The sequence below is a fragment of the Pseudomonas sp. I2 genome, from assembly GCF_040984075.1.
Classification (GTDB): domain Bacteria; phylum Pseudomonadota; class Gammaproteobacteria; order Pseudomonadales; family Pseudomonadaceae; genus Aquipseudomonas; species Aquipseudomonas guariconensis_B.
Genome location: NZ_JBCGFQ010000040.1, coordinates 1 through 20415, shown reverse-complemented (window position 1 = coordinate 20415; position 20415 = coordinate 1). Strand labels below are relative to the sequence as shown.

Genomic DNA, 20415 nt, shown 5'->3' with positions numbered 1-20415 from the left:
CCAGCATGACCCACAGGCGCCCTCGGGCGCCTTCTTTTCGCCTACAGGAAACCCCGCCATGTCCCAACTGATCTGTGTGTTCGATACGGAAACCACTGGGCTCCCAGCCTTCAAGCAGCCCAGCGACCACCCTGACCAACCCCACATCGTCGATATCTGCGCCCTGCTCTACACCCCCGAAGGCGAGCTGGTCGACAGCTTCGAAGCCATGGTTCGCCCCGATGGCTGGAGCATTCCCAACGAAGTGTCGGTGATCCACGGCATCACCAACGAGCTCGCCCTGGAGCACGGCATCGCCGAGGCGGCGGCCATCGAAGGCTTCCTCGACATCTGGAACCGTGCCGGCCTGCGCGTTGCGCACAACGTCTCGTTCGACGACCGCATCATGCGCATCGGCTTCAAGCGCTTCCAAGACGCCTGGGTCGCCGAGTCCTATCGCGAGGCCGCCAAGTTCTGCACCTGCCAGGCCACCACCAACATCGTCCAGTGCCCCCCCACCGAGAAGATGATCGCCTCCGGCCGCGGGCACCTGTTCAAGCAGCCCACCGTGGCCGAGGCCTTGAAGTTCTTCACCGGTGAGGACTTGGTTGGTGGCCACCGCGCCCGCCCGGACGCCGAGGCCTGCGCCCGTGTGTACTTCAAGCTGCAGACGTACCAGTCAGCGGCCTGATCCCATCCCCGCGCCGGCCCTCCTGGCGCCATCTCCTCAAGGACGGCAGCATGCTGATCAAGAAAAAACTGACACACTTTCACTTCTGCTGCGGCCTGGGCGGCGGCGCCAAGGGCTTCAATCGGGCCAAGCCCATCGTCGGCAGCATGCAGGCGCATTGGGAATGCCTGGGCGGAATCGACGTAGACGCCGCAGGCCTGCGCGACTTCCAGCAGCTGGCGGGCGTGCCTGGCACACTGATGGACCTTTTCACGCGCGACCAGTACATCCGCTTCCACGGCAAGGAGCCGCCGTCCGGCTGGCAGGAGGCCACGCCGGAAGACGTCCGCAAGACCGCCCAGGGCAAGCGTCCCGATGCCGTGTTCATCAGCTCGCCATGCAAGGGGGCCAGCGGCCTGCTGTCCGAACAGCTTGCCCAGACCCCGAAGTACCAGGCGCTCAACGAGCTGACGCTGCGCTGCATCTGGCTGATGGGCGAGGCATGGGCGGATGATCCGGTGTCGCTGATCGTGTTCGAGAATGTGCCACGCCTGGCCACCCGCGGCCGGCACCTGCTGGACCAGATCAACAGCCTGCTCGGCCACTACGGCTATGCCGTGGCGGAAACCACCCACGACTGCGGCGAGTTGGGCGGACTTGCCCAGTCGCGCAAGCGCTTCCTGCTGGTGGCGCGCCACGTCGAGAAAGTGCCGCCCTTCCTCTACGAGCCGGAGAAGAAGACCCTGCGCGCGGTCGGCGACATCCTCGGCCGCATGCCACTGCCGGGCGACATTGAGACCGGCGGACCGATGCACCGCATCCCATCGCTGCAGTGGAAGACCTGGGTTCGGCTCGCTCTGGTTCGCGCCGGGAGCGATTGGCGCAGCCTCAACGAGCTAGCGATCGAGGACGGGTACCTGCGCGACCTGGTGATCGTGCCGGAGTACCACCACGGTTACCTCGGCGTACACGGCTGGGGCGACACTTCCGGCACCATCGCCGGAGCCAGCGGCCCAACCAACGGCGCGTTCTCGGTTGCCGACCCTCGTATCCCTGCTGCAGGCGATCGCTTGACCTGCATCATTCGTAGCCTGGACGGCACTTGGCATCGCCCATTCACCACTCTGGAGAAGGCCGCCCTGCAAAGCCTGGTCGAGCCGGAAGAACAGTTGATCCTCGATGGCCTGAGCGACAAGGATTGGAGCGAGCGCATCGGCAATGCGGTACCGCCGGCTGCGGCGGAAGCAATCGCCCACGTAATGGGCACCACCCTGCTCCTGGCCGCCCAGGGCGAAACCTTCATGCTCAGCATGCTGCCGATCTGGGTTCGCCAGGTAGGGGTGGGGTTGAGCGTTTCCCAGGTCAGCAACTCCTGACCATGCCGCGCCGGGCAACCGGCGCTCGCCGGAGCCCATCATGAACCCAGTTGCCCAGGCGGCCCCTGACCGGGCCCGCCGCCCTGCCCCTGCGCCCACATTCAGCACGATGGCGGCGCCGAAGCCCGACAAGCCGCTGCCCATGCCGGTGGCCACGGGCCCCATCAACCACTTCATGCGCCTGCAGGCCCGCGAGGACGCCACCGACCTGGTGCGCTCCCTGCGGGCCACGCTGGACAGCACCAACGGCCTGGCCCAGGTCATCAACGCCCTGAAGCGCGCAGCCACCGGCAGGCCCGGCAGCACCGTGCAGGGCTACCTCGACATCATCGAACTGTTGGAGAAAGGCAATGAGCACTGAATTCCAGCGCGAAGACCGCTACATCGTCATCAAGCGCAGCGACTTGGACAAGCTGTCTCCCATTGATCGTGACTTGGCACTGTCCAGCCTCGAACACGTCGACTCCATCATGGCGGCATGGGATTGTCCGGCGCGCAAGTGCCTGGTCATCGAAAGTGACTGGCCTGAGTACGAGCCGACCTGGGCAGCCATCGAGGCGCGGGTCACCGGCAAGCCAGCCGAGCAGCACCAGGGCGAGCCGGTGGCGTGGCAAGACCCGGAAAATGAAAGCCGGATGTGTACGGGGGAGCATAAGGCCTATGCACTTTCAAAAGGCGGGGCGGCCGCACTTGCGCTGGCAACGCTGACCCGTCCGCTCTACACCAACGCCGATCCTGGCGAGGTTGATCGGCTGCGCGATGCTCTGGACGAATGTGACGGCGACCGCTGGAAGCTGCGCACGGAACGCAACACCCTGCGCGCCCAGCTGGCCGAGCTGGAGGCGCTTCTGCATGAGGTGTGGCCGTATGACCTGGGAACCCCTTTGAAGCGCAGGATCAAAGCCGCCCTATCCGTCAGCGCAGAGCCATCGAAGTCCTGCGGCGCATGTGGCGGGTGCCCGAATGGTTGTCGGCTAGACGAGGAAAGCCCGAGCACGCCGGTTGAACTCGATGCTCTGAGCCCGGATGAAATCAACCAGATGGCGTTTGAAGAAGGCCAGCCAGCAGAAGATGGCGACGGATACACCTTCACGCAAGAAGAATTCGACCTGTTTGTACAGCGCCTGCTGGACCGCGCCGCCCTGGAGCGCAAACCCGCCGGGGCCGACGACCTCGCCGCCTTCAACGCCGCATTCCAGAAGGCCATGGAAGCCGGATGGGATGATCCCATCGACCTGGCCCGCCAGCTGTGGAACGCCCGGGGCGACCTGGGGCGCAAGCCGTCCGCGCTGATCGACCAACTGCAGGCCGACCTGACGGCGCGGGATGAGCGCATGGACCGTGCCGAGCAAGTACTGCGGAAGGTCGCAAAGCTGCGCGGCACGCTGGAGCAGCACGGCCTGCTTGAGGAGATTGAGGAGCTACTGAGGGCAGCGCCATGAAAGCCCGGACCATCATCGTCTGCCTGGTCGCCGCCCTGGCCCTGGGCTTCTACCTGGGCGCTGTCTCCGGCGCCTTCGCCGTCACCCAGGCCGACAAGCCCCGCGATCCGCCACCAGCCGGCGACCAGTTCGACGAAGGGCCGGTGCTGGTCAGGCTGCCGGCCGCACACCTTGCCCCTTTCCGCTTCATTTTTTGATATCAACCTGCCGCCGCCGGCGGCGCTGGAGTTCCCATGGAAACCGAAAGCACCGGTGACGTCGACAAGGTCACCGAGCAACGCATGGCCGACCTGCTTGGCTGCACCAAGCGCGCCCTGGAGGGCCGGCGCCTGCGCGGGGTGATTCCCGAAGGTGTCTGGATCAAGCACGGCGGCCGCATCATCTACAGCAAAAAGAGGTATGACGAATGGCTGGAAAGCCAATGGATTTACCCCAAGGAATTGACCTGCACTACGGCTCGCTCCGGCTCAGGTTCATGTGGGAGGGTACTCGCCGAAGTGAGACCCTTCCCTACCCCCCGACACAAAAAGGCATCAAGGCTGCATCCCAGCTTCGCGATAAAGTAAACAGCCTGCTGAAACTAAACCTGCTCGATCACGACAAATACGCGGAGCTGTTTCCCAGCTCCGCTGCTGTCGTAGGCGGAGTGCCGACCTTTGGCGAATATGCTCAGTTGTGGCTCGACAGCCGAGAGATCACCGCGGGCACCAGGCTGAACTACAAGGGCACGCTCAACCTGTACTGGGTTCCACACCTTGCCCTGGTACGCATAGATTTGATCACCACCACCCTTCTCCGTCGGATCGTCGCGTCGATCAACTGGACCACTCCCTCGGTAAAGCGCAACGCGATGGTCAAGCTATCGACCATTCTGCGTTCAGCGGTGCTGGACGGGTTGATAACCCGGAATCCAGCGGAAGCCCTCCAGCTACCAGCACGCTCCAAGAAGGAAGTTGACCCATTCACCCTGGAAGAAGCCAACTCCATCATCGCAGAGATCTACAAACACAAGCACTGGCCAAGCCAGATCTACGCTGCGTTCTTCGAGTTCATGTTCTTCACTGGACTGCGCCTGTCCGAAGGCCTGGCGCTTCGCTGGGATGCCGTCGACATGGACAAGAAGACTGCTCACGTGCGGCGAACGGTTGCGTTGGGGGTGATTGAGGAAAGGACAAAGACTGGGCGGGATCGTTTCGTGCTGCTCAACGACCGGGCTCTGCATGCCCTTGAGTTCGCCAAGCAGTACGCGGAGCGCCGCAAGCAGGGCAAAGGGCAGTTCACCGAATCGCCGTTCGTCTTCCCGCCAGGCAAGAATGGGGAGCACGTCAAGCAGACCTCAGACCTGCACCATCAGTGGCGCCCAATCCTCAAGAGCCTGGGGATCAGATACCGCCCCCCGTATAACTGCCGCCACACCTATGCGACAATATGCTTAATGTCTGGACTCAACCCCGCATTTATCGCCCAACAGCTCGGGCATAGCGTGCAGATGCTCTTATCGACTTATGCGCGCTGGATTAACTCGTCCAACGACTGGCAGGAGCTGGAAAAGCTCCAAATTGGTCCGAAATTGGTCCGTAGCTGCGAAGAAGCCACGTAAGTTATTGATAGGTAAGTTCTTTGATCTCCACCGCTAATATCACCATGCAATTCGGCGCCAAGCCGCTCTTCGAAAACGTCTCGGTCAAATTCAACAACGGCAACCGCTACGGCCTGATCGGCGCCAACGGCTGCGGCAAGTCGACCTTCATGAAGATCCTCGGCGGCGACCTGGAGCCGTCCGCGGGCCAGGTGATGCTCGAACCCAACACCCGCCTGGGCAAGCTGCGCCAGGACCAGTTCGCCTACGAGGAATTCACCGTGATCGACACGGTGATCATGGGCCACGAGCAGCTGTGGAAGGTCAAGGCCGAGCGCGATCGCATCTACTCCCTGCCGGAAATGACCGAGGAAGACGGCATGGCCGTCGCCGAGCTGGAAACCGAATTCGCCGAGATGGACGGCTACACCGCCGAGTCCCGTGCGGGTGAACTGCTGCTGGGCCTGGGGATTCCGCTGGAGCAGCACTTCGGCCCGATGAGCGAAGTGGCGCCGGGCTGGAAGCTGCGGGTGCTGCTGGCCCAGGCGCTGTTCTCGGATCCGGACGTGCTGCTGCTCGACGAGCCGACCAACCACCTGGACATCAACACCATCCGCTGGCTGGAAAACGTGCTGACGGCGCGCAACAGCACCATGGTGATCATTTCCCACGACCGGCACTTCCTCAACAGCGTCTGCACTCACATGGCCGACCTGGACTACGGTGAGCTGCGCCTGTTCCCGGGCAACTACGACGAGTACATGACCGCAGCCACCCAGGCCCGCGAGCAGCTGCTGGCCGACAACGCCAAGAAAAAGGCGCAGATCGCCGAGTTGCAGAGCTTCGTCAGCCGCTTCTCGGCCAACGCCTCCAAGGCCAAGCAGGCCACCTCGCGGGCACGGCAGATCGACAAGATCCAGCTGGCCGAGGTCAAGCCTTCGAGCCGGGTCAGCCCGTTCATCCGCTTCGAACAGACCAAGAAGCTGCACCGCCAGGCGGTGACCGTGGAGAAGATGGCCAAGGCCTTCGACGACAAGGTGCTGTTCAAGGATTTCAGTTTCGTCGTCGAAGCCGGCGAGCGGGTGGCGATCATCGGCCCCAACGGCATCGGCAAGACCACCCTGTTGCGTACCCTGGTCGGCGAGACGACGCCGGACGCCGGTGCGGTGAAGTGGACCGACAGCGCCGAGGTGGGCTACTACGCCCAGGACCACGCCCATGACTTCGAGGAGGACCTGAGCCTGTTCGACTGGATGGGCCAGTGGACCCAGGGCGAACAGCTGATCCGCGGCACCCTGGGGCGCATGCTGTTCTCCAACGACGAGATCCTCAAGTCGGTGAAGGTGATCTCCGGTGGTGAGCAGGGCCGCATGCTGTTCGGCAAGCTGATCCTGCAAAAGCCCAACGTGCTGGTGATGGACGAACCGACCAACCACTTGGACATGGAGTCGATCGAGGCGCTGAACCTGGCCCTGGAGAACTACCCAGGGACCTTGCTGTTCGTCAGCCATGACCGCGAGTTCGTGTCGTCGCTGGCCACCCGGATCATCGAGCTGACGGCGGATGGAGTGGTGGACTTCAGCGGCACCTACGACGATTACCTGCGTAGCCAGGGGGTCGTGGTCTGACCTCGTCCGGCATCGCTTGGTCGTGCCTGGGGCCGCTTGCGGCCCCAAGGCCTCAAGCCCCACCCGACTGACCGGCAGACGAAAAAATCGTTAGCCTGCTTTCTTTTCCATCCGGCACCCGCCATGATGGGCTCCTGCCCCACCGCCCACCCGCGAACGAGCCCATGACCGCGCATCAGCCCGCCCCCAGCAGCACCTTCGGCATCACCCAGCAGATCCTTTCGATCGTCTTCTATACCTTCATCGCCTTCCTCTGCATCGGCCTGCCGATCGCCGTGCTGCCCAGCTACGTGCACGACCGACTGGGTTTCGGTGCGGTGATCGCCGGGCTGACCATTGGCCTGCAATACCTGGCCACCCTGCTCAGCCGGCCTTTCGCCGGACGGGTGGCGGACGGCCTGGGCGGCAAGCGGGCGATCCGTTATGGCTTGTACGGCATCGCCGGTTGCGGCGTGCTGACCCTGCTCTCGGCCTGGACCCTCGCCCTGCCCTGGCTGAGCCTGTTGCTGCTGCTGGGTGGGCGACTGCTGCTGGGCATCGCCCAGGGGCTGATCGGCGTGGCCACCTTGAGTTGGGGGATCGGCCAGGTGGGCAGCGAGCACACGGCGCGGGTGATCTCCTGGAACGGCATCGCCTCCTATGGCGCCATCGCCATTGGCGCGCCGGCAGGCGTGCTGCTGGTGGACGGGCTGGGCTTCAGTGCACTCGGCCCGGCCCTGCTGGCACTGGCCCTGCTCGCCTTGCTAGTGCTGCGTACCCGGCCGAACGCGGTGGTCGTGCAGGGCGAGCGGCTGCCCTTCTGGTCGGCTTTCGGCCGGGTGGCGCCCTGTGGCCTGGGGCTGACCCTGGCGTCGATCGGCTATGGCACCCTGACCACCTTCGTCACCCTCTATTACCTGGAACGCGGCTGGGTTGGCGCGGCCTGGTGCCTGAGCGCCTTCGGCCTGTGCTTCATCCTCTCCCGGCTGCTGTTCGTCAACGCGGTCAACCGCTTCGGCGGCTACAACGTGGCCATCGCCTGCATGGCCACCGAGGTGCTGGGGCTGACCTTGCTGTGGCTGGCGCCCTCGCCGGCCTGGGCGCTGCTCGGCGCCGGCCTCACCGGCTTCGGCCTGTCGCTGGTGTATCCGGCCCTGGGCGTGGAGGCGATCAGGCAGGTGCCCAGCAGCAGCCGAGGTGCGGGGCTCGGCGCCTATGCGGTGTTCTTCGACCTGGCCCTGGCCATCGCCGGCCCGGTGATGGGCGCGGTGGCCGTGCACCTGGGCTATGCCTCGATCTTCTGTGCCGCCGCCCTGCTCGCCCTGGCAGGGGTGGGCCTGAGCCTGTTGCTCGCCCGCCGTGGCCGACGCTTGCAAGCCCCATGAAAAAACCGGCTGACGCACGAGGCGCCAGCCGGTTTTCTACAAGACCACGATCAGGCGGCGGCGAACAGCTCGTTGGCGATCCGCGCCTGGGCCGCGTCGATGGCCTGGCTGCGCTGCTCCGGGCCGTAGGCCAGGCCATGGGCGCGGACGATCTCCAGGTCGGTGATGCCGATGAAGCCAAGCAGGACCTTGAGGAACTCCTCGTGGCCGACGCCAGTTGGCTGGCCATGGTGCAGGCCACCGGAGGTGGAGACCAGGATCACCTTCTTGTCGCCGCACAGGCCCTCCGGGCCGGCTTCGGTGTAGCGAAAGGTCTTGCCGGCGACGGCGATGCGGTCGATCCAGGCCTTGAGCTGGGTCGGCACGGTGAAGTTGTACATCGGCGCACCGATCACCACGGCGTCGGCGGCGAGGAATTCGTCCAGGGTTTCCTGGCTCAGCTTGGCCTCGAAGGCCTGGGCGGCGTCGCGCATGTCCTCGGGGGTGCCGGCGGCGACCAGGGTGGCGGCGGAGAAGTGGGCGATGGCGTCGGCGGCCAAATCGCGATAGACCACCTCGATGCTCGGGTCGGCGGCTTTCCAGGCCTCGACCACTTCGCGGCTGAGCTGGCGGGAGGCGGAATTGTCGCCCAGGATGCTCGAATCGATATGCAACAGTTTCATGGGACTCTCCTGTGAATGAAGACCGCGGCGGTGGGCGATCACGATGGAGAGAATCCTATAGGCCCATCGAATGGCTGATAAGCCTGCAAAAATGCATTAGTTTGTCCTATGTATGGAACGATGAGATACGCCAATGCAAGACTTCAATGACCTGTTCTACTTCGCCAAGGTGGTCGAGGCCGGTGGTTTCGCCGCCGCCGGCCGCCAGTTAGGCATCCCCAAGTCGCGCCTGTCGCGGCGTATCGCCGAGCTGGAAGAGCGCCTGGGCACCCGACTGCTGCAGCGCACCACCCGGCAACTGAAGCTGACCGTCGTGGGCGAGCGCTACCTGCACCATTGCCAGGCGATGCTGCTGGAGGCAGAGGCCGCCGACGAAGTGGTGGCGAGCATGAGCAGCGAGCCGCGCGGGCGCCTGCGGGTGTCGTGCCCGGTGGCCCTGGCCCATGCCTTGCTGCCAGAGGTCATCAGCCGCTTCCTCGCACAGTACCCGCTGGTACAGCTGGACATGGTCTTGCTCAACCGCCGGGTCGACCTGATTTCCGAGGGCATCGACGTGGCCCTGCGGGTGCGGGACCTGGGCGACGAAGAACCGGCCCTGGTCACGCGCCGGCTGCGCCAGGCACAGATGCAGTTGGTGGCCGCCCCGGGCTTCGCCGACCACCTGCAAGACCCGTCGGAGCTGGCCAGCCTGCCGGTGCTGGGGGCGACCGAGGCCGATCGGCTGGTGCATTTTCGCCTGATCGGGCCAAATGACCAGCAACAGGAAGTGGCGCTGGAGCCACGCCTGGCCATCGACGACTTCGTCGTGCGCAAGGCGGCCGTGCGCGCCGGGCTGGGCTTCACGGCCCTGCCGAGCATGTTCTGCGAAGAGGAACTGGAGCGTGGCGAACTGGTACGCCTGCTGCCTGACTGGTCGCTGCCAGGCGGGTGGCTGCAGGCGGTCTACCCTCACCGGCGTGGGCTGCTGCCGGCGATGCGCGTGTGGATCGACCACCTGGCGGCGTCGTTCGAGGGTTGTGGAGAGCGCTATGTCTAGGAAGATGACACCGGACGAAGTGGCGGCCTTCTGCCTGGGGCTGCCCGGGGCACGGGAAGACTACAAGTGGGGCGGTATCCGGGTGTTCTCGGTGGCAGGCAACAAGATGTTCGCGGTGCTCGACCTGGCGGGAGCGGGGTTGTCGTTCAAGGTGGCCGACGACCTGTTCCTCGGCTACTGCGACCGCCCTGGCATCCGCCCGGCGCCCTACCTGGCACGGGCACGCTGGATCAGCATGGCACCGCCCTACCCCATGGGGCGCGAAGAGCTGAGCGAGCTGTTGCAGCGCTCGCACCAGTTGGTGGTGAGGCGGCTGCCCAGGCGGTTGCAGGTGGGATTGCTGTGATCGAGTGAGGGGACTTGCGGGCTGCGTTGCAGCCCATCGCCAGCAAGCCCCCACAGGTCCCTGCAAACCGCATCATGTGTGCTCGACTCACCCCGGTGAAGCAGTGCTGCTCGCAAATCCGAGCCCTGTGCCACTGTGGCGCCAAGCCGATCACGCATGGGTGGCTTGCAGGGCCCGTGTGGGAGCGGGCTTGCCCGCGAACAAGGGCGCAGCCCTTGCCATACACCGATGCTGTCAGAGCCGGCCCATTCGCCGGCAAGCCGGCTCCCACACGGGCCAGCGGTGTTCCCGAATCTGCGCCATGCACAGAAATCCGTGGGGGCTTGTCGGCGATGGGGACGACGCCAGCTCAACCACTAACGCCCATGAACCCCAGCCAGCGCCCGCCCAGCACCAGATAGTCGATCCAGAACACCTGGTGCAAGCCAACGATGCCCCAGAAGGTCAACTGATACGACAGCTTGCGCGTCTTGTGGCGGAACAGTTGCTGGGCCAGCAGAGCCCCCGGCCAGCCGCCGCACAGCTCACTGGCATGCAACACCTTCTCCGGCGTACGCCAGGCCTGGGTACGGGCCTGGTGCTTGTCCTGCCAGTAGAGCAGCAGGCTGACCAGGCTCACCGCTGGATAGAGCGCCAGCGGCAACCAGGACTGCCCACTCCAGGCCATCTGCGCCGCGCCCAGCCCCGGCAGCAGGCACAATCCGGCCAACGCCAGCAGCTTCAGGCGCAGGTTGCGCACGCCCGCTGCCTCGCGGCCGGCGCCCCGCCGTGCCGCACTCTGCACCCGCGCCATGTCAGCCCTGCGCCGTGGCCCAGTCGACCCAGCCGAACTGCCAGGTCGCCAGGATCAGCAGGCCGAAGACGATACGGTACCAGGCGAACACCGCATAGCTGTGGTTGGCGATGAACTTGAGCAGGCCACGCACGGCGATCATGGCGAAGATGAACGAGACCACGAAGCCGATGGCGAACACCGGCAGGTCGTCCGGCTGGAACAGCTCGCGGTACTTGTAGCCCGAATACACCGCAGCACCCACCATGGTCGGCATCGCCAGGAAGAACGAGAACTCGGTGGCGGCCTTGCGCGACAGGCCGAACAGCAGCCCGCCGATGATCGTCGAGCCCGAGCGCGAGGTCCCCGGGATCATGGCCAGGCACTGGACGAAGCCGATCTTCAAGGCGTGGCTCCAACGCATGTCGTCGACATGGTCGACCTCGATGCGATGCTCGCGTCGCTCGGCCCAGAGCATGATCACCCCGCCCAGCACCAGGGCCGCGGCCACGGTGATCGGGTTGAACAGGTAGGCGTGAATCAGGTCGGCGAACAGCACCCCCAGCACCACCGCCGGCAGGAAGGCCAGCAGCAGGTTGCTGGTGAAACGGCGCGCCGTGGGCTGGCTCGACAGGCCAAGCACCACGTCGAAGATCTTGCGGCGAAACTCCCACACCACCGCCAGGATCGCTCCCAGCTGGATGATGATGTTGAAGGCCATGGCGCGCTCGCCACCGAAGCCGATCAGGTCGGCCACGATGATCTGGTGGCCGGTACTGGAGATCGGCAGAAACTCCGTCAATCCCTCGACGATCCCCAAGATGATTGCCTGGAAGGCATTCCAAAAATCCATCGTTCCCCCAATGGGGCGCTGCGGCGTGCAGGCCCCTTGTTCTTGATTTGCTTATGAATTGCCGCGCACGGCCCGGCTGTATTACAGCGACAGTCGATCGCCAAGCCAGTGGAAAAGTTCGGCGAGCCTAAAGGTTTCATCTTGCGCGGCCGAGATCCTATCAGAGCGGCCTGCCAATGGCTTGTGCCGCATGCAACACGGATCGCCGCGCCAGGCACTTAGCCCTTGGTCGAGTGTGTGGCCGCCGCGAAAGCGTGCTTGGATGCGCCTGATAACAAGAACGAATACGGGAGTGAGCACTCATGAAGACCCTGAGGTCGATGTCGATCAGCCGGCGTCTGTCGTTGATCCTGGTGGTGGCGGTGGCCATGCTGGTGATCCTCGGCCTGCTGATGTTGCGCCAGTTGCACGGCAGCCTGTACCAGGCCAAGGCCGAGAAGACCCGCCACGTGGTGCAGACCGCCGCCGGCGTGCTGGCCTACTACCAGGGCCTGGAAGCGGCCGGCACGCTGGGCCGCGAGGCCGCCCAGCAACAGGCGTTGCAGGTGATACGCGGCCTGCGCTACGACAAGGACGACTATTTCTGGATCAATGACCTGGGGCCGAGGATGGTCATGCATCCCGTCAACCCCAAGCTCGACGGCCAGGACCTTTCCGCCGTCCGCGACCCCGACGGCTTTGCCGTGTTCAACGAGATGGTCGCCCTGGCCCGCAGCCAGGGCGCAGGCCCGGTCGACTACCGCTGGCCCAAGCCCGGCGCCAGCGAGGCCGTGGCCAAGACCTCCTACATCCAACTGTTCGAGCCTTGGGGCTGGATCATCGGCTCGGGCGTGTACATCGATGACGTGCAGGCCGAATTCGCCCGCCAGGTGCGCGATGCGTCCCTGGTGGGCCTGGGGATCGCCCTGCTGATGGCCCTGCTGGTCGTGCTCATCGCCCGCAGCATCGCCCGCCCGTTGCAGGAGGCGGTGCACGCCATGGGCAACATCGCCAGCGGCGAGAGCGACCTGACCCGGCGCCTGGACACCCATGGCCGCGACGAGATCACCCACCTGGGCGAGCACTTCAATCGCTTCAACGGCAAGCTGCAGGGCGTGGTCGGCCAACTGCAGGGGGCCGCCCATGCCCTGGCCCAGTCCGCCAGCCACGTCGGCGACAACGCAGGCTCCGCCCAGGAGCGCAGCGCCCAGCAGTCGCTGCAGATGGACCAGGTCGCCACCGCTGTCAACGAAGTCACCTACGCCGTGCAGGACGTGGCCAAGACCGCCGAACAGGCCGCCAGCGAGATGCGCGCCGCGCAGCAGCAGGTCGGCCACGGCCAGCAGGCGATCCACGGCAGCCTGCAGCAGATCGACCGGCTTTCGACCACGATCGACCAGGCAGTCCAGGTGATCCGTGAACTGGCCGGGCACAGCACCCGGATCGGCGGCGTGCTGGAAGTGATCCGCTCGATCGCCGAACAGACCAACCTGCTCGCCCTCAATGCCGCCATCGAGGCGGCTCGCGCCGGCGAGCAGGGCCGTGGCTTCGCCGTGGTCGCCGACGAGGTGCGCCTGCTGGCCCAGCGCACCGCGCAGTCGACCGCCGAGATCCAGACCATGATCGAGCACCTGCAAGGCCAGTCGGAAGCGGCGGTCAGGGCCATCGACACCAGCGCCGAGGCCTCGCGCCAGACCGTCGAGCAGGCCCGCGAAGCCGGCAGCAGCCTGGACGCGATCAGCCAGGCGCTGCACAACCTGACCGCGCTCAATGCCTCGATCGCCAGCGCGACCTTGCAGCAGTCCCATGTGGTCGAAGAGATCAACCGCAATGTCCTCGATACCGCCGGGTTGTCCCAGCAGACCGCCGAGGCGGCGTTGCAGTCGCGCGATGCCGGGGCGGCCCTGGCGCGGCTGAGCGAGGAGCTGGAGCAGTTGCTGCGCCAGTTTCGGGTCTGAGCCTTGTAGCCTGGGGCCGCTCTGCGGCCCTTCGCGGGCAAGCCCGCTCCCACAGGGTCCTGCGTCAACCGTCACAGGTTCCGAGTGGATCGCGTATGATGCGGCTTGCAGGGCCATGTGGGTGCGGGCTTGCCCGCGAATAGGCCAGACCGAACACCTCCTGCATAAGGCGATCACCTCGAAGCAGCCCCACGATTCACCTTCCCCGCCCCACAAGCTACAATCGCGCCCTTTCCCTCCCCCAAGGATCGCCGATGTCCGGCCTCGAACTCTTCGCCGCCGCGCTCGGCGTCATCGCCGTATGGCTCACGGTCAAGCAGAACCCCTGGTGCTGGCCGATCGGCCTGGTGATGGTGTTGCTCTACAGCTGGGTCTTCTACGAGGTGAAGCTGTATTCCGACATGCTCCTGCAACTGGTCTATGCCGTGCTGCAGCTCTATGGCTGGTGGCAATGGACGCGCCCGGACCGGGTCGAGGACGCGCGCCAGGTGACCCGCCTCGGCACCGCGCCGTTGCTCGGCGGCCTGGGGATCGGCCTGCTGGCCGGCCTGGGCCTGGGCGCGGCCATGGCGCACTGGACCGACGCCGCCCAACCCTGGCTGGATGCCACCCTGACCGGCCTGAGCCTGGTGGCGCAGCTGTGGATGGCGCAGAAGCGCCTGCAGTGCTGGGCGCTGTGGGTCGTGGTGGACGTGGTCTTCGTCGGCCTGTTCCTGCACAAGGCCCTGTACCTGACCGCCGCGCTCTATGCCCTGTTCACCCTCATCGCCTTGCGCGGCTGGCTGGAATGGCGGCGCGACCCGGCGCTGGCCTGCGCCGCATGAAGGTCCTGGTGCTGTGCGGCCCCGAGTCCAGCGGCAAGAGCTGGCTCAGCGGCGAGCTCCAGGCGCATTTCGGTGGCCTGGTGGTGGGCGAGTACGTGCGTCACTTCATCGATCGCGAGCAACGCGATACCTGCTACGCCGATATTCCGACGATCGCCCGCGGCCAGCTCGCCTGGGAAGACCTGGCCCGCCAGCAGGCACCCGAACTGCTGATCCTCGACACCCACCTGCTCAGCAACCTGCTCTGGAGCCGCGTGCTGTTCGGCGACTGCCCGCCCTGGATCGAACAAGCCCTGCTCGCACGCCGCTACGACCTGCACCTGCTGCTCAGCCCGCACGGCGTCGACTGGGTCGGCGACGGCCAGCGCTGCCAGCCAGGCCTGCCGCAGCGCCAGGCGTTCTTCGCCGACAGCCTGGACTGGCTACGCCGCCACCGCCAGCCGCTACAGGTGATCGAGGGCGGCTGGCCGCAACGTCAGGCCCAGGCCCTGGCCGCGGTGTCGAAGCTGCTCGATGGCCAGCTGCCAGCCTGTGCCACCGAGTGTTAACGCGCTGATACAGCGACGGGGACGCAAAGCCCCATTTCTGGGGCCGCTGACGCAAATCCGGGGGAAGTGTCTCAGGGCTGATACAGCGCTGCGAATAGCCCTCGGGGCCAGGTTCTTCAACGCTTGGCGGCTCACCGGGGGCCGTGGTGTATCAACCGTGACACAGGTCAACACCGGCATCGCCCTGTTCACACCACAAGCTATTGATTAACAAGCAAAAAGCAAAAGCGGCACGGCTTTCGCTCTACCTCTGCCAACGCTCAAGGGCCAGCGTACAGAGAAAGGGAGCATCGCCGTGGGGAACAAGAACAATACACTGCCTGCACTGCTTGTCCTGGGTTGCCTGACCGCCGCAACCCTTCCTCTTCCGGCCGAGGCCGGCGGCAACGGGATCATCGTCCTGACCCGCGACGTCCAGGCCCGCCAGGCCGCCCGAGCGACCGGCACACCCGACCCCTACCCCACCACCGTCAACACCGACCAGTCGCCTCGGGTGATCGCCCAGACCAACGAGCTGACCGATGGTGACTTCGCCAACGTGGCCAGTGGCTCGACCTTTAACCGCATGCTCACCCCCGACCACTCAGGCAACCTGCGCGGCATGGGCACCGTCCAGTCGCAACTGCCGGGCATGGCCGGCGGTTCGGCCGCCGGTGCCAGTGGCGGCAACAGCATCGCCAACACGGTCAACCAGAACGTCCAGCGCGGCCTGGCGCCGCTGCAGATCCTGACCCGGGGCCAATGACATGCGCGCACTCACCCTCTCCCTGCTGTGCCTGGCTGCCTCCGCAGGCCATGCCTTGGCCGCATCGCCGGTGGTGGACAACGCCACCCTCGATGCCAGTGGCCGCGCTTACCAGGGCAACCTGAGCATCAACCAGGCCGCCGGCGATGCCCTGCAACAGGCCAACGCCCGGGCGATCGCCATCGGCACCCAGGCCAACGCCTCGACGCAGATCCGCCAGCGCAGCGACTTCCAGGCCAATCCGGCACTGGATGCCCGCGCCAGCATCAGCGGCAATGCCTTCAGCCACGGCAGCGGCATGCTCGGCATCAACCAGTCCGCCGGTGCCGCCACGCAACAGGCCAATGCCGTGCGGATCGGCATCAGCGCCGCGCCGCAAAGCATCGACGACAACCTTCTCAGCCAGCAGAACGTCTCGCTGGCCAACGGCTCCGACGCAACTGATCGCGCACCCGGCAGTCGCCAGGTCACCACCAGTGACCAGGCCTTCACCGGCAGCCGCGGAGTGATCCAGTTGAATCAGAGCGCCGGGGTGGGCAACCGAATGGCCAACACCCTGAGCGTACGGGTCGCGGATTGACCCGAGTGGCAACACAACACTTAACAACGAAAAGCGGAGAAACACCATGAAACCAAAAATGGCACTCAAGCCTCTGGTATTCGCCCTCGCTGCGGTCATGGCAGTTGCTGCACAAGCCGGCGGACGTGGTCACGACAACCACGGTGGCCACAACGGCGGCCATAACGGCCACAACAACAACGACAACCTGCTCCTGCAACTGCTGATCACTGCCGGCTCCGCCGCCACCGTGACCGACATCCAGAGCAATGGTGGCAACCAGGTGCTCAACCAGGCCACCCGCAACGATGCCCGGATGGACAGCTCCGCCAACGGCTCCCAAGGCAACCTGGGCGCCAACGTGGCCGCCGGTGACGGCAACCAGCAGGACAACGTCGCCGCCATCGCCACCGCCGACGAAAACTTCATCTTCGGCAGCGCCATGGCCCTGTCCACCGCGACCCAGACCAACGGCGGCAACACCGTTGCCAACTACTCCACCTACAACAACGCCAGCCTGACCAATTCGGCCAATGGCAGCTCGGGCAACATCGGCGTCAACGTCACCGCTGGCGACTTCAACCAGCAGAAAAACAACCTGGCGATCGCCGTGTCCGGCGGCCGTGTAGCCGTGGCCAGCGCCGGCGCCAACCAGACCACCAGTGGCCTGAACGTGCAGAACAACGCCGACCGCACCTACAGCAAGGACACCCTGCATGCAGGCTTCGCCGCCTGGGGCAGCTACGAGGGTAACGGCTGGGGCTACGTGGAAGACGAACGCAGCGGTGGCCATGGCCACAAAGGCGGCAAGGTCGACAAGGATCCTCTGAAGTTCCACGAAGAGGGCACCTTCGGCCTGGCTGGCGTCGCCTCCTACCAGGTCCTGACCCCCAACGGCTGGAAAAACCCTGTGACCAACACTGCCGTCATGTCCAACTCGCTCAACGGCGTGTCGGGCAACGTCGGTGCCAACGTCTCGGCCGGTTCCGGCAACCAGCAGAGCAACTCGCTGTCCATCGCCGCAGGTTGCAAAGCCTGCATGTAACACCAGTCGATCGGGGCCCTTCGGGGCCCCTTTCCCTGTCTCTGCCAGGTGGAGAGGGTCATGCGCATTGTCCTGCTTGCCACGCTCGTGTTCCTTGCCGGCATCGTCGAGGCCGCGCAGATGCCTATCGCGGCACTGCCTGGCGGTACCCTCGTGTACAAGCCGGTGCAGAGCATACGGGAGCGGCGCTTCGCCGACCTGGTGCAACAGAAGACCGATTTCAGCTGCGGCGCCGCCGCCCTGGCGACCATCCTCAAGCAGGCCTACTGGCTGGACGTGGATGAGCACCAGGTCATCGAAGGCATGCTCGCCCATTCCGACCAGGACACCGTCCAGGTCCAGGGCTTTTCCATGCTCGACATGAAGCGCTACGTGGAAAGCATCGGCATGCGTGCCCGTGGCTACCGCGTCGACCCCGACAGCCTGCACCGGGTGAGCATCCCGGTGGTGGTGCTGATGGACATCCGTGGCTACAAGCACTTCGTCGTGCTGCAGCGCATCGACAAGGGCTGGGTCTACATCGGCGACCCGGTGCTGGGCCACAAACGCTACACCTTCGACGATTTCGTAAAAGGCTGGAACGGCATCATCTTCGCCGTCATAGGCCCTGGCTACGACAAGGCCAACGCCCTGCTCGACCCGCCGGCGCCGGTGACCGCCCGCAACCGTATCAACGGTTTCTACCCGGTGGATGACGCGCAGTTGATGGAGTTCGGCTTCATCCAGAGCGATTTCTTCTAATGATTACAAGGGGCATGGAGCCCCGGGGAGCAGCGATGAAGACTACCACCTGGCTGGTCGCCGCGTGCCTGGCCACCAGCCTCCCCGCCCAGGCGCAATTGTTCAAGCCCATCGAGATCAAGGACCAGGAACTGGCCGAGCTGCGTGGGCGTTATGTGATGCCCGGGCGGATCATCAGTTTCGGCGTGGTCATGAGCAGTACCTGGCAGAACGCCGCCGGTGACCGTATCGGCGCGACCACGACCTTGCAGGTCCAGCAGAACACCTTCAAGCCCCAGTTCTACGTGTCCATGTCCGGGGACAACGGCAGCGGCGCGGCGCCCGGGCGCGGCAACGGCCTGGTCAACGGCGGCGCCGGACTGGTCAATACCCAGGGGGTGACCCAATCGGTACGTGCCGCCGGCGACAACAATAGCGCCTACAACGACGTGGCCATCAACGTCAGCGAAGGCGGCAAGGCGCCCACGGCCGTGCCGCAAGGCCAGGTCCTGGCCGCCGGCACCACCCTGACCAACAGCAACAACGCCGGCACCCTCAGCGTGTCGAACACCGGCAAGGGCATCCAGATGTCCATCCAGGCCAACAACAACCAGGGGCAGAGCCTGCAACGCCTGTCCAATGGCGGCCTGTTGCAGACCACCACCTTGCTCGGCGGCAGCAACGCGGTCAACAACCTGACCCAGCTCAACGTGGTGCTGCGCGACAACCTGCCTTCGGCCGGTGCGCTGAACTGCAACCTTGATCAGCTCAAGGGCCTACGGATCTCGGGATATTGATCTACGCTTCGTCTCAATCATCGCAGTTGGAAGGGACGGCTAACTTATGCATCGTTCGATGTCGTTGAAAGCAGTTGTCTGCCTGGGGACCCTGTTGCCTTCTTCGCTGCTGTACGCGGCAGCCGATCCCCAGGTGGAAGCCCTCAAAGCCGAACTGGCGGCGCTCAAGGCGCGCTACGAGGCCCAACAGCAGGCCCTGATGGTCCTGGAACAGCGGGTCCGTCAGGTGGAGGAGCAGCCCGCCACGCCGCAACCCCAGCGCTTGACCCGTTCACCCGCCTCGCAGCCACGCAACAACCAGGCCATCGCCGCCTCCGGCACGGGCTCTTCCTACGGTGAGTCGCTCAAGGAAGATTCGGAACCGGCGCAGAGCGTTTCCAACCTGTACGACGAGGCCAGCGGCTTCTTCGGCGGCGGCAAGTTCAGTGTCGAGACCGGCATCACCTATGCCCGCTACGACACCCGCCAGCTGATCCTCAACGGTTTCCTGGCGCTGGACTCGATCTTCCTGGGCAACATCAACCTGGACCGGATCAAGGCCGACAACTGGACCCTGGACCTGACCGCCCGCTACAACTACGACCAGCGCTGGCAGTTTGACGTCAACGTGCCGATCGTCTACCGCGAGTCGACCTACCAATCCGGCGGCGTCGGCGGCAACGCCCAGGGGGTTTCCGAGCACACCGTCACCCGCGACCCGACCCTGGGCGACGTCAACTTCGGCATCGCCTACAAGTTCCTCGACGAGTCGGAGAACACCCCCGATGCGGTGTTCAGCGTGCGGGTCAAGGCGCCCACCGGCAAGGACCCGTTCGGCATCAAGCTGCTGCGCGACGCGGAGAACGACAACCTCAGCTACCCCGAGGACCTGCCCACCGGCAACGGTGTCTGGTCGATCACCCCGGGGATCTCGCTGGTCAAGACCTACGATCCGGCGGTGCTGTTCGGCAGCCTGTCGTATACCCACACCTTCGAGGAGTCGTTCAGCGACGTCAGCTCCACGGTCAACCAGAAAGTGCCGGGCAAGGTGAAGATCGGCGACAGCTTCCAGATCGGTGCCGGTATCGCCTTCGCCCTCAACGAGAAGATGTCCATGTCGTTCTCGGTCTCCGACCTGATCGCCCGCCGCTCGCGGATCAAGTCGGCGGAAACCGGCGACCGCTGGGCCGACGTCAAGAGCAGCGACGCCAACGCCGCCTACTTCAACATCGGCATGACCCTGGCGGCCACCGACAACCTGACCATCGTGCCGAACCTGGCGATCGGCTTGACCGACGACGCCCCGGATTTCACCTTCAGCCTGAAGTTCCCGTACTACTTCTGAGCCGGCCCGGGAGGCCCTGCCTGGCCGGCCAGCGGCCCTCCCGACACCACCGGTGCCTGGCAAGGGCTTCGCCCTTGTTCGCGGGCAAGCCCGCTCCCACAAGGTCCGAGTGGATCGTCTGAAGATGCGATTATGCAGCTGTGTCTTATACACCTCTCCGAGCCCACGCGACACAAGGCACACTCGTGAGGCGTGGGCTGCGTGGAAAA

General features: G+C 65.2%; 23 protein-coding genes. 20 read left to right on the top strand and 3 right to left on the bottom strand.

Annotated features, from left to right (window positions below; translation table 11 throughout):
* The first annotated feature begins 58 nt into the window (after nucleotides 1-58).
* From WCE05_RS19255 to WCE05_RS19215, 9 genes are all read left to right on the top strand, one after another.
* Nucleotides 59-670 (top strand): 3'-5' exonuclease, encoded by a 612-nt coding sequence (locus tag WCE05_RS19255; RefSeq protein ID WP_368816362.1) that lies wholly within the window; start codon nucleotides 59-61, stop codon nucleotides 668-670.
* Between the two features lie 53 nt (nucleotides 671-723).
* Entirely contained in the window at nucleotides 724-2025 is a 1302-nt protein-coding gene (locus tag WCE05_RS19250; protein WP_368816397.1) for a DNA cytosine methyltransferase, read from the top strand.
* 40 nt (nucleotides 2026-2065) lie between these two features.
* On the top strand, nucleotides 2066-2386 hold the full coding sequence (locus WCE05_RS19245; RefSeq protein WP_368816361.1) for a hypothetical protein: 321 nt from the start codon (nucleotides 2066-2068) through the stop codon (nucleotides 2384-2386).
* A complete protein-coding gene (locus tag WCE05_RS19240; RefSeq protein WP_368816360.1) occupies nucleotides 2376-3467 on the top strand; it encodes a hypothetical protein in 1092 nt (363 codons plus the stop codon). The genes WCE05_RS19245 and WCE05_RS19240 overlap by 11 nt, the downstream gene beginning before the upstream one ends.
* Complete coding sequence (locus WCE05_RS19235; RefSeq protein WP_368816359.1) at nucleotides 3464-3664, top strand: hypothetical protein; 201 nt, start codon at nucleotides 3464-3466, stop codon at nucleotides 3662-3664. Before WCE05_RS19240 ends, WCE05_RS19235 begins: the two co-directional genes overlap by 4 nt.
* 36 nt (nucleotides 3665-3700) lie before the next feature.
* Nucleotides 3701-4033 (top strand): hypothetical protein, encoded by a 333-nt coding sequence (locus tag WCE05_RS19230; RefSeq protein WP_368816358.1) that lies wholly within the window; start codon nucleotides 3701-3703, stop codon nucleotides 4031-4033.
* Complete coding sequence (locus WCE05_RS19225) at nucleotides 3943-5067, top strand: tyrosine-type recombinase/integrase (RefSeq protein WP_368816357.1); 1125 nt, start codon at nucleotides 3943-3945, stop codon at nucleotides 5065-5067. Before WCE05_RS19230 ends, WCE05_RS19225 begins: the two co-directional genes overlap by 91 nt.
* Nucleotides 5068-5087: 20 nt before the next feature.
* Entirely contained in the window at nucleotides 5088-6674 is a 1587-nt protein-coding gene (locus WCE05_RS19220) for an ABC-F family ATPase (RefSeq protein WP_225787967.1), read from the top strand.
* A 164-nt stretch (nucleotides 6675-6838) separates the two neighbouring features.
* A complete protein-coding gene (locus WCE05_RS19215) occupies nucleotides 6839-8038 on the top strand; it encodes an MFS transporter (protein WP_368816356.1) in 1200 nt (399 codons plus the stop codon).
* 50 nt (nucleotides 8039-8088) lie between these two features.
* Here WCE05_RS19215 and WCE05_RS19210 read toward each other — a convergent pair whose 3' ends face one another.
* Nucleotides 8089-8700, bottom strand: a complete 612-nt coding sequence (locus tag WCE05_RS19210; RefSeq protein WP_225787731.1) for an FMN-dependent NADH-azoreductase — start codon at nucleotides 8698-8700, stop codon at nucleotides 8089-8091.
* A 133-nt stretch (nucleotides 8701-8833) separates the two neighbouring features.
* On the opposite strand from WCE05_RS19210, the gene WCE05_RS19205 reads away from it, so the two are divergent.
* Together WCE05_RS19205 and WCE05_RS19200 are read left to right on the top strand one after the other, a co-directional pair.
* Entirely contained in the window at nucleotides 8834-9736 is a 903-nt protein-coding gene (locus tag WCE05_RS19205; RefSeq protein ID WP_253081746.1) for a LysR substrate-binding domain-containing protein, read from the top strand.
* A 4-nt stretch (nucleotides 9737-9740) separates the two neighbouring features.
* Nucleotides 9741-10082 (top strand): MmcQ/YjbR family DNA-binding protein, encoded by a 342-nt coding sequence (locus WCE05_RS19200; RefSeq protein WP_368816396.1) that lies wholly within the window; start codon nucleotides 9741-9743, stop codon nucleotides 10080-10082.
* Between the two features lie 349 nt (nucleotides 10083-10431).
* Here the strand turns inward: WCE05_RS19200 and WCE05_RS19195 are convergent, their stop codons facing one another.
* Nucleotides 10432-10875, bottom strand: coding sequence for a DUF1294 domain-containing protein (locus WCE05_RS19195; protein WP_368816355.1), 444 nt, complete (start codon nucleotides 10873-10875; stop codon nucleotides 10432-10434).
* Nucleotide 10876: 1 nt separating this feature from the next.
* Entirely contained in the window at nucleotides 10877-11707 is an 831-nt protein-coding gene (locus WCE05_RS19190; RefSeq protein WP_225787728.1) for an undecaprenyl-diphosphate phosphatase, read from the bottom strand.
* Nucleotides 11708-12009: 302 nt separating this feature from the next.
* Here WCE05_RS19190 and WCE05_RS19185 point away from each other — a divergent pair, with 302 nt between their 5' ends.
* The 9 genes from WCE05_RS19185 (at nucleotide 12010) to WCE05_RS19145 (ending at nucleotide 20206) form a co-directional block, all read left to right on the top strand.
* Nucleotides 12010-13644, top strand: a complete 1635-nt coding sequence (locus WCE05_RS19185) for a methyl-accepting chemotaxis protein (protein ID WP_253090758.1) — start codon at nucleotides 12010-12012, stop codon at nucleotides 13642-13644.
* 254 nt (nucleotides 13645-13898) lie between these two features.
* The gene (gene pnuC / locus WCE05_RS19180) at nucleotides 13899-14468 is read left to right on the top strand and encodes a nicotinamide riboside transporter PnuC (RefSeq protein WP_225787727.1); all 570 of its coding nucleotides are present in this window, start codon (nucleotides 13899-13901) and stop codon (nucleotides 14466-14468) included.
* Complete coding sequence (locus WCE05_RS19175) at nucleotides 14465-15016, top strand: AAA family ATPase (protein ID WP_225787965.1); 552 nt, start codon at nucleotides 14465-14467, stop codon at nucleotides 15014-15016. Before pnuC ends, WCE05_RS19175 begins: the two co-directional genes overlap by 4 nt.
* A gap of 295 nt (nucleotides 15017-15311) precedes the next feature.
* Nucleotides 15312-15761, top strand: a complete 450-nt coding sequence (locus tag WCE05_RS19170) for a hypothetical protein (RefSeq protein WP_225787726.1) — start codon at nucleotides 15312-15314, stop codon at nucleotides 15759-15761.
* A 1-nt stretch (nucleotide 15762) separates the two neighbouring features.
* Nucleotides 15763-16341, top strand: coding sequence for an adhesin (locus WCE05_RS19165; protein WP_225787725.1), 579 nt, complete (start codon nucleotides 15763-15765; stop codon nucleotides 16339-16341).
* Nucleotides 16342-16387: 46 nt separating this feature from the next.
* Nucleotides 16388-17365 (top strand): heme utilization protein, encoded by a 978-nt coding sequence (locus WCE05_RS19160; protein ID WP_225787724.1) that lies wholly within the window; start codon nucleotides 16388-16390, stop codon nucleotides 17363-17365.
* A gap of 60 nt (nucleotides 17366-17425) precedes the next feature.
* On the top strand, nucleotides 17426-18106 hold the full coding sequence (locus WCE05_RS19155) for a C39 family peptidase (RefSeq protein WP_225787723.1): 681 nt from the start codon (nucleotides 17426-17428) through the stop codon (nucleotides 18104-18106).
* Nucleotides 18107-18141: 35 nt separating this feature from the next.
* On the top strand, nucleotides 18142-18882 hold the full coding sequence (locus WCE05_RS19150) for a hypothetical protein (RefSeq protein ID WP_225787722.1): 741 nt from the start codon (nucleotides 18142-18144) through the stop codon (nucleotides 18880-18882).
* A gap of 46 nt (nucleotides 18883-18928) precedes the next feature.
* Nucleotides 18929-20206, top strand: a complete 1278-nt coding sequence (locus WCE05_RS19145; protein ID WP_225787721.1) for a hypothetical protein — start codon at nucleotides 18929-18931, stop codon at nucleotides 20204-20206.
* Nucleotides 20207-20415 lie beyond the last annotated feature (209 nt).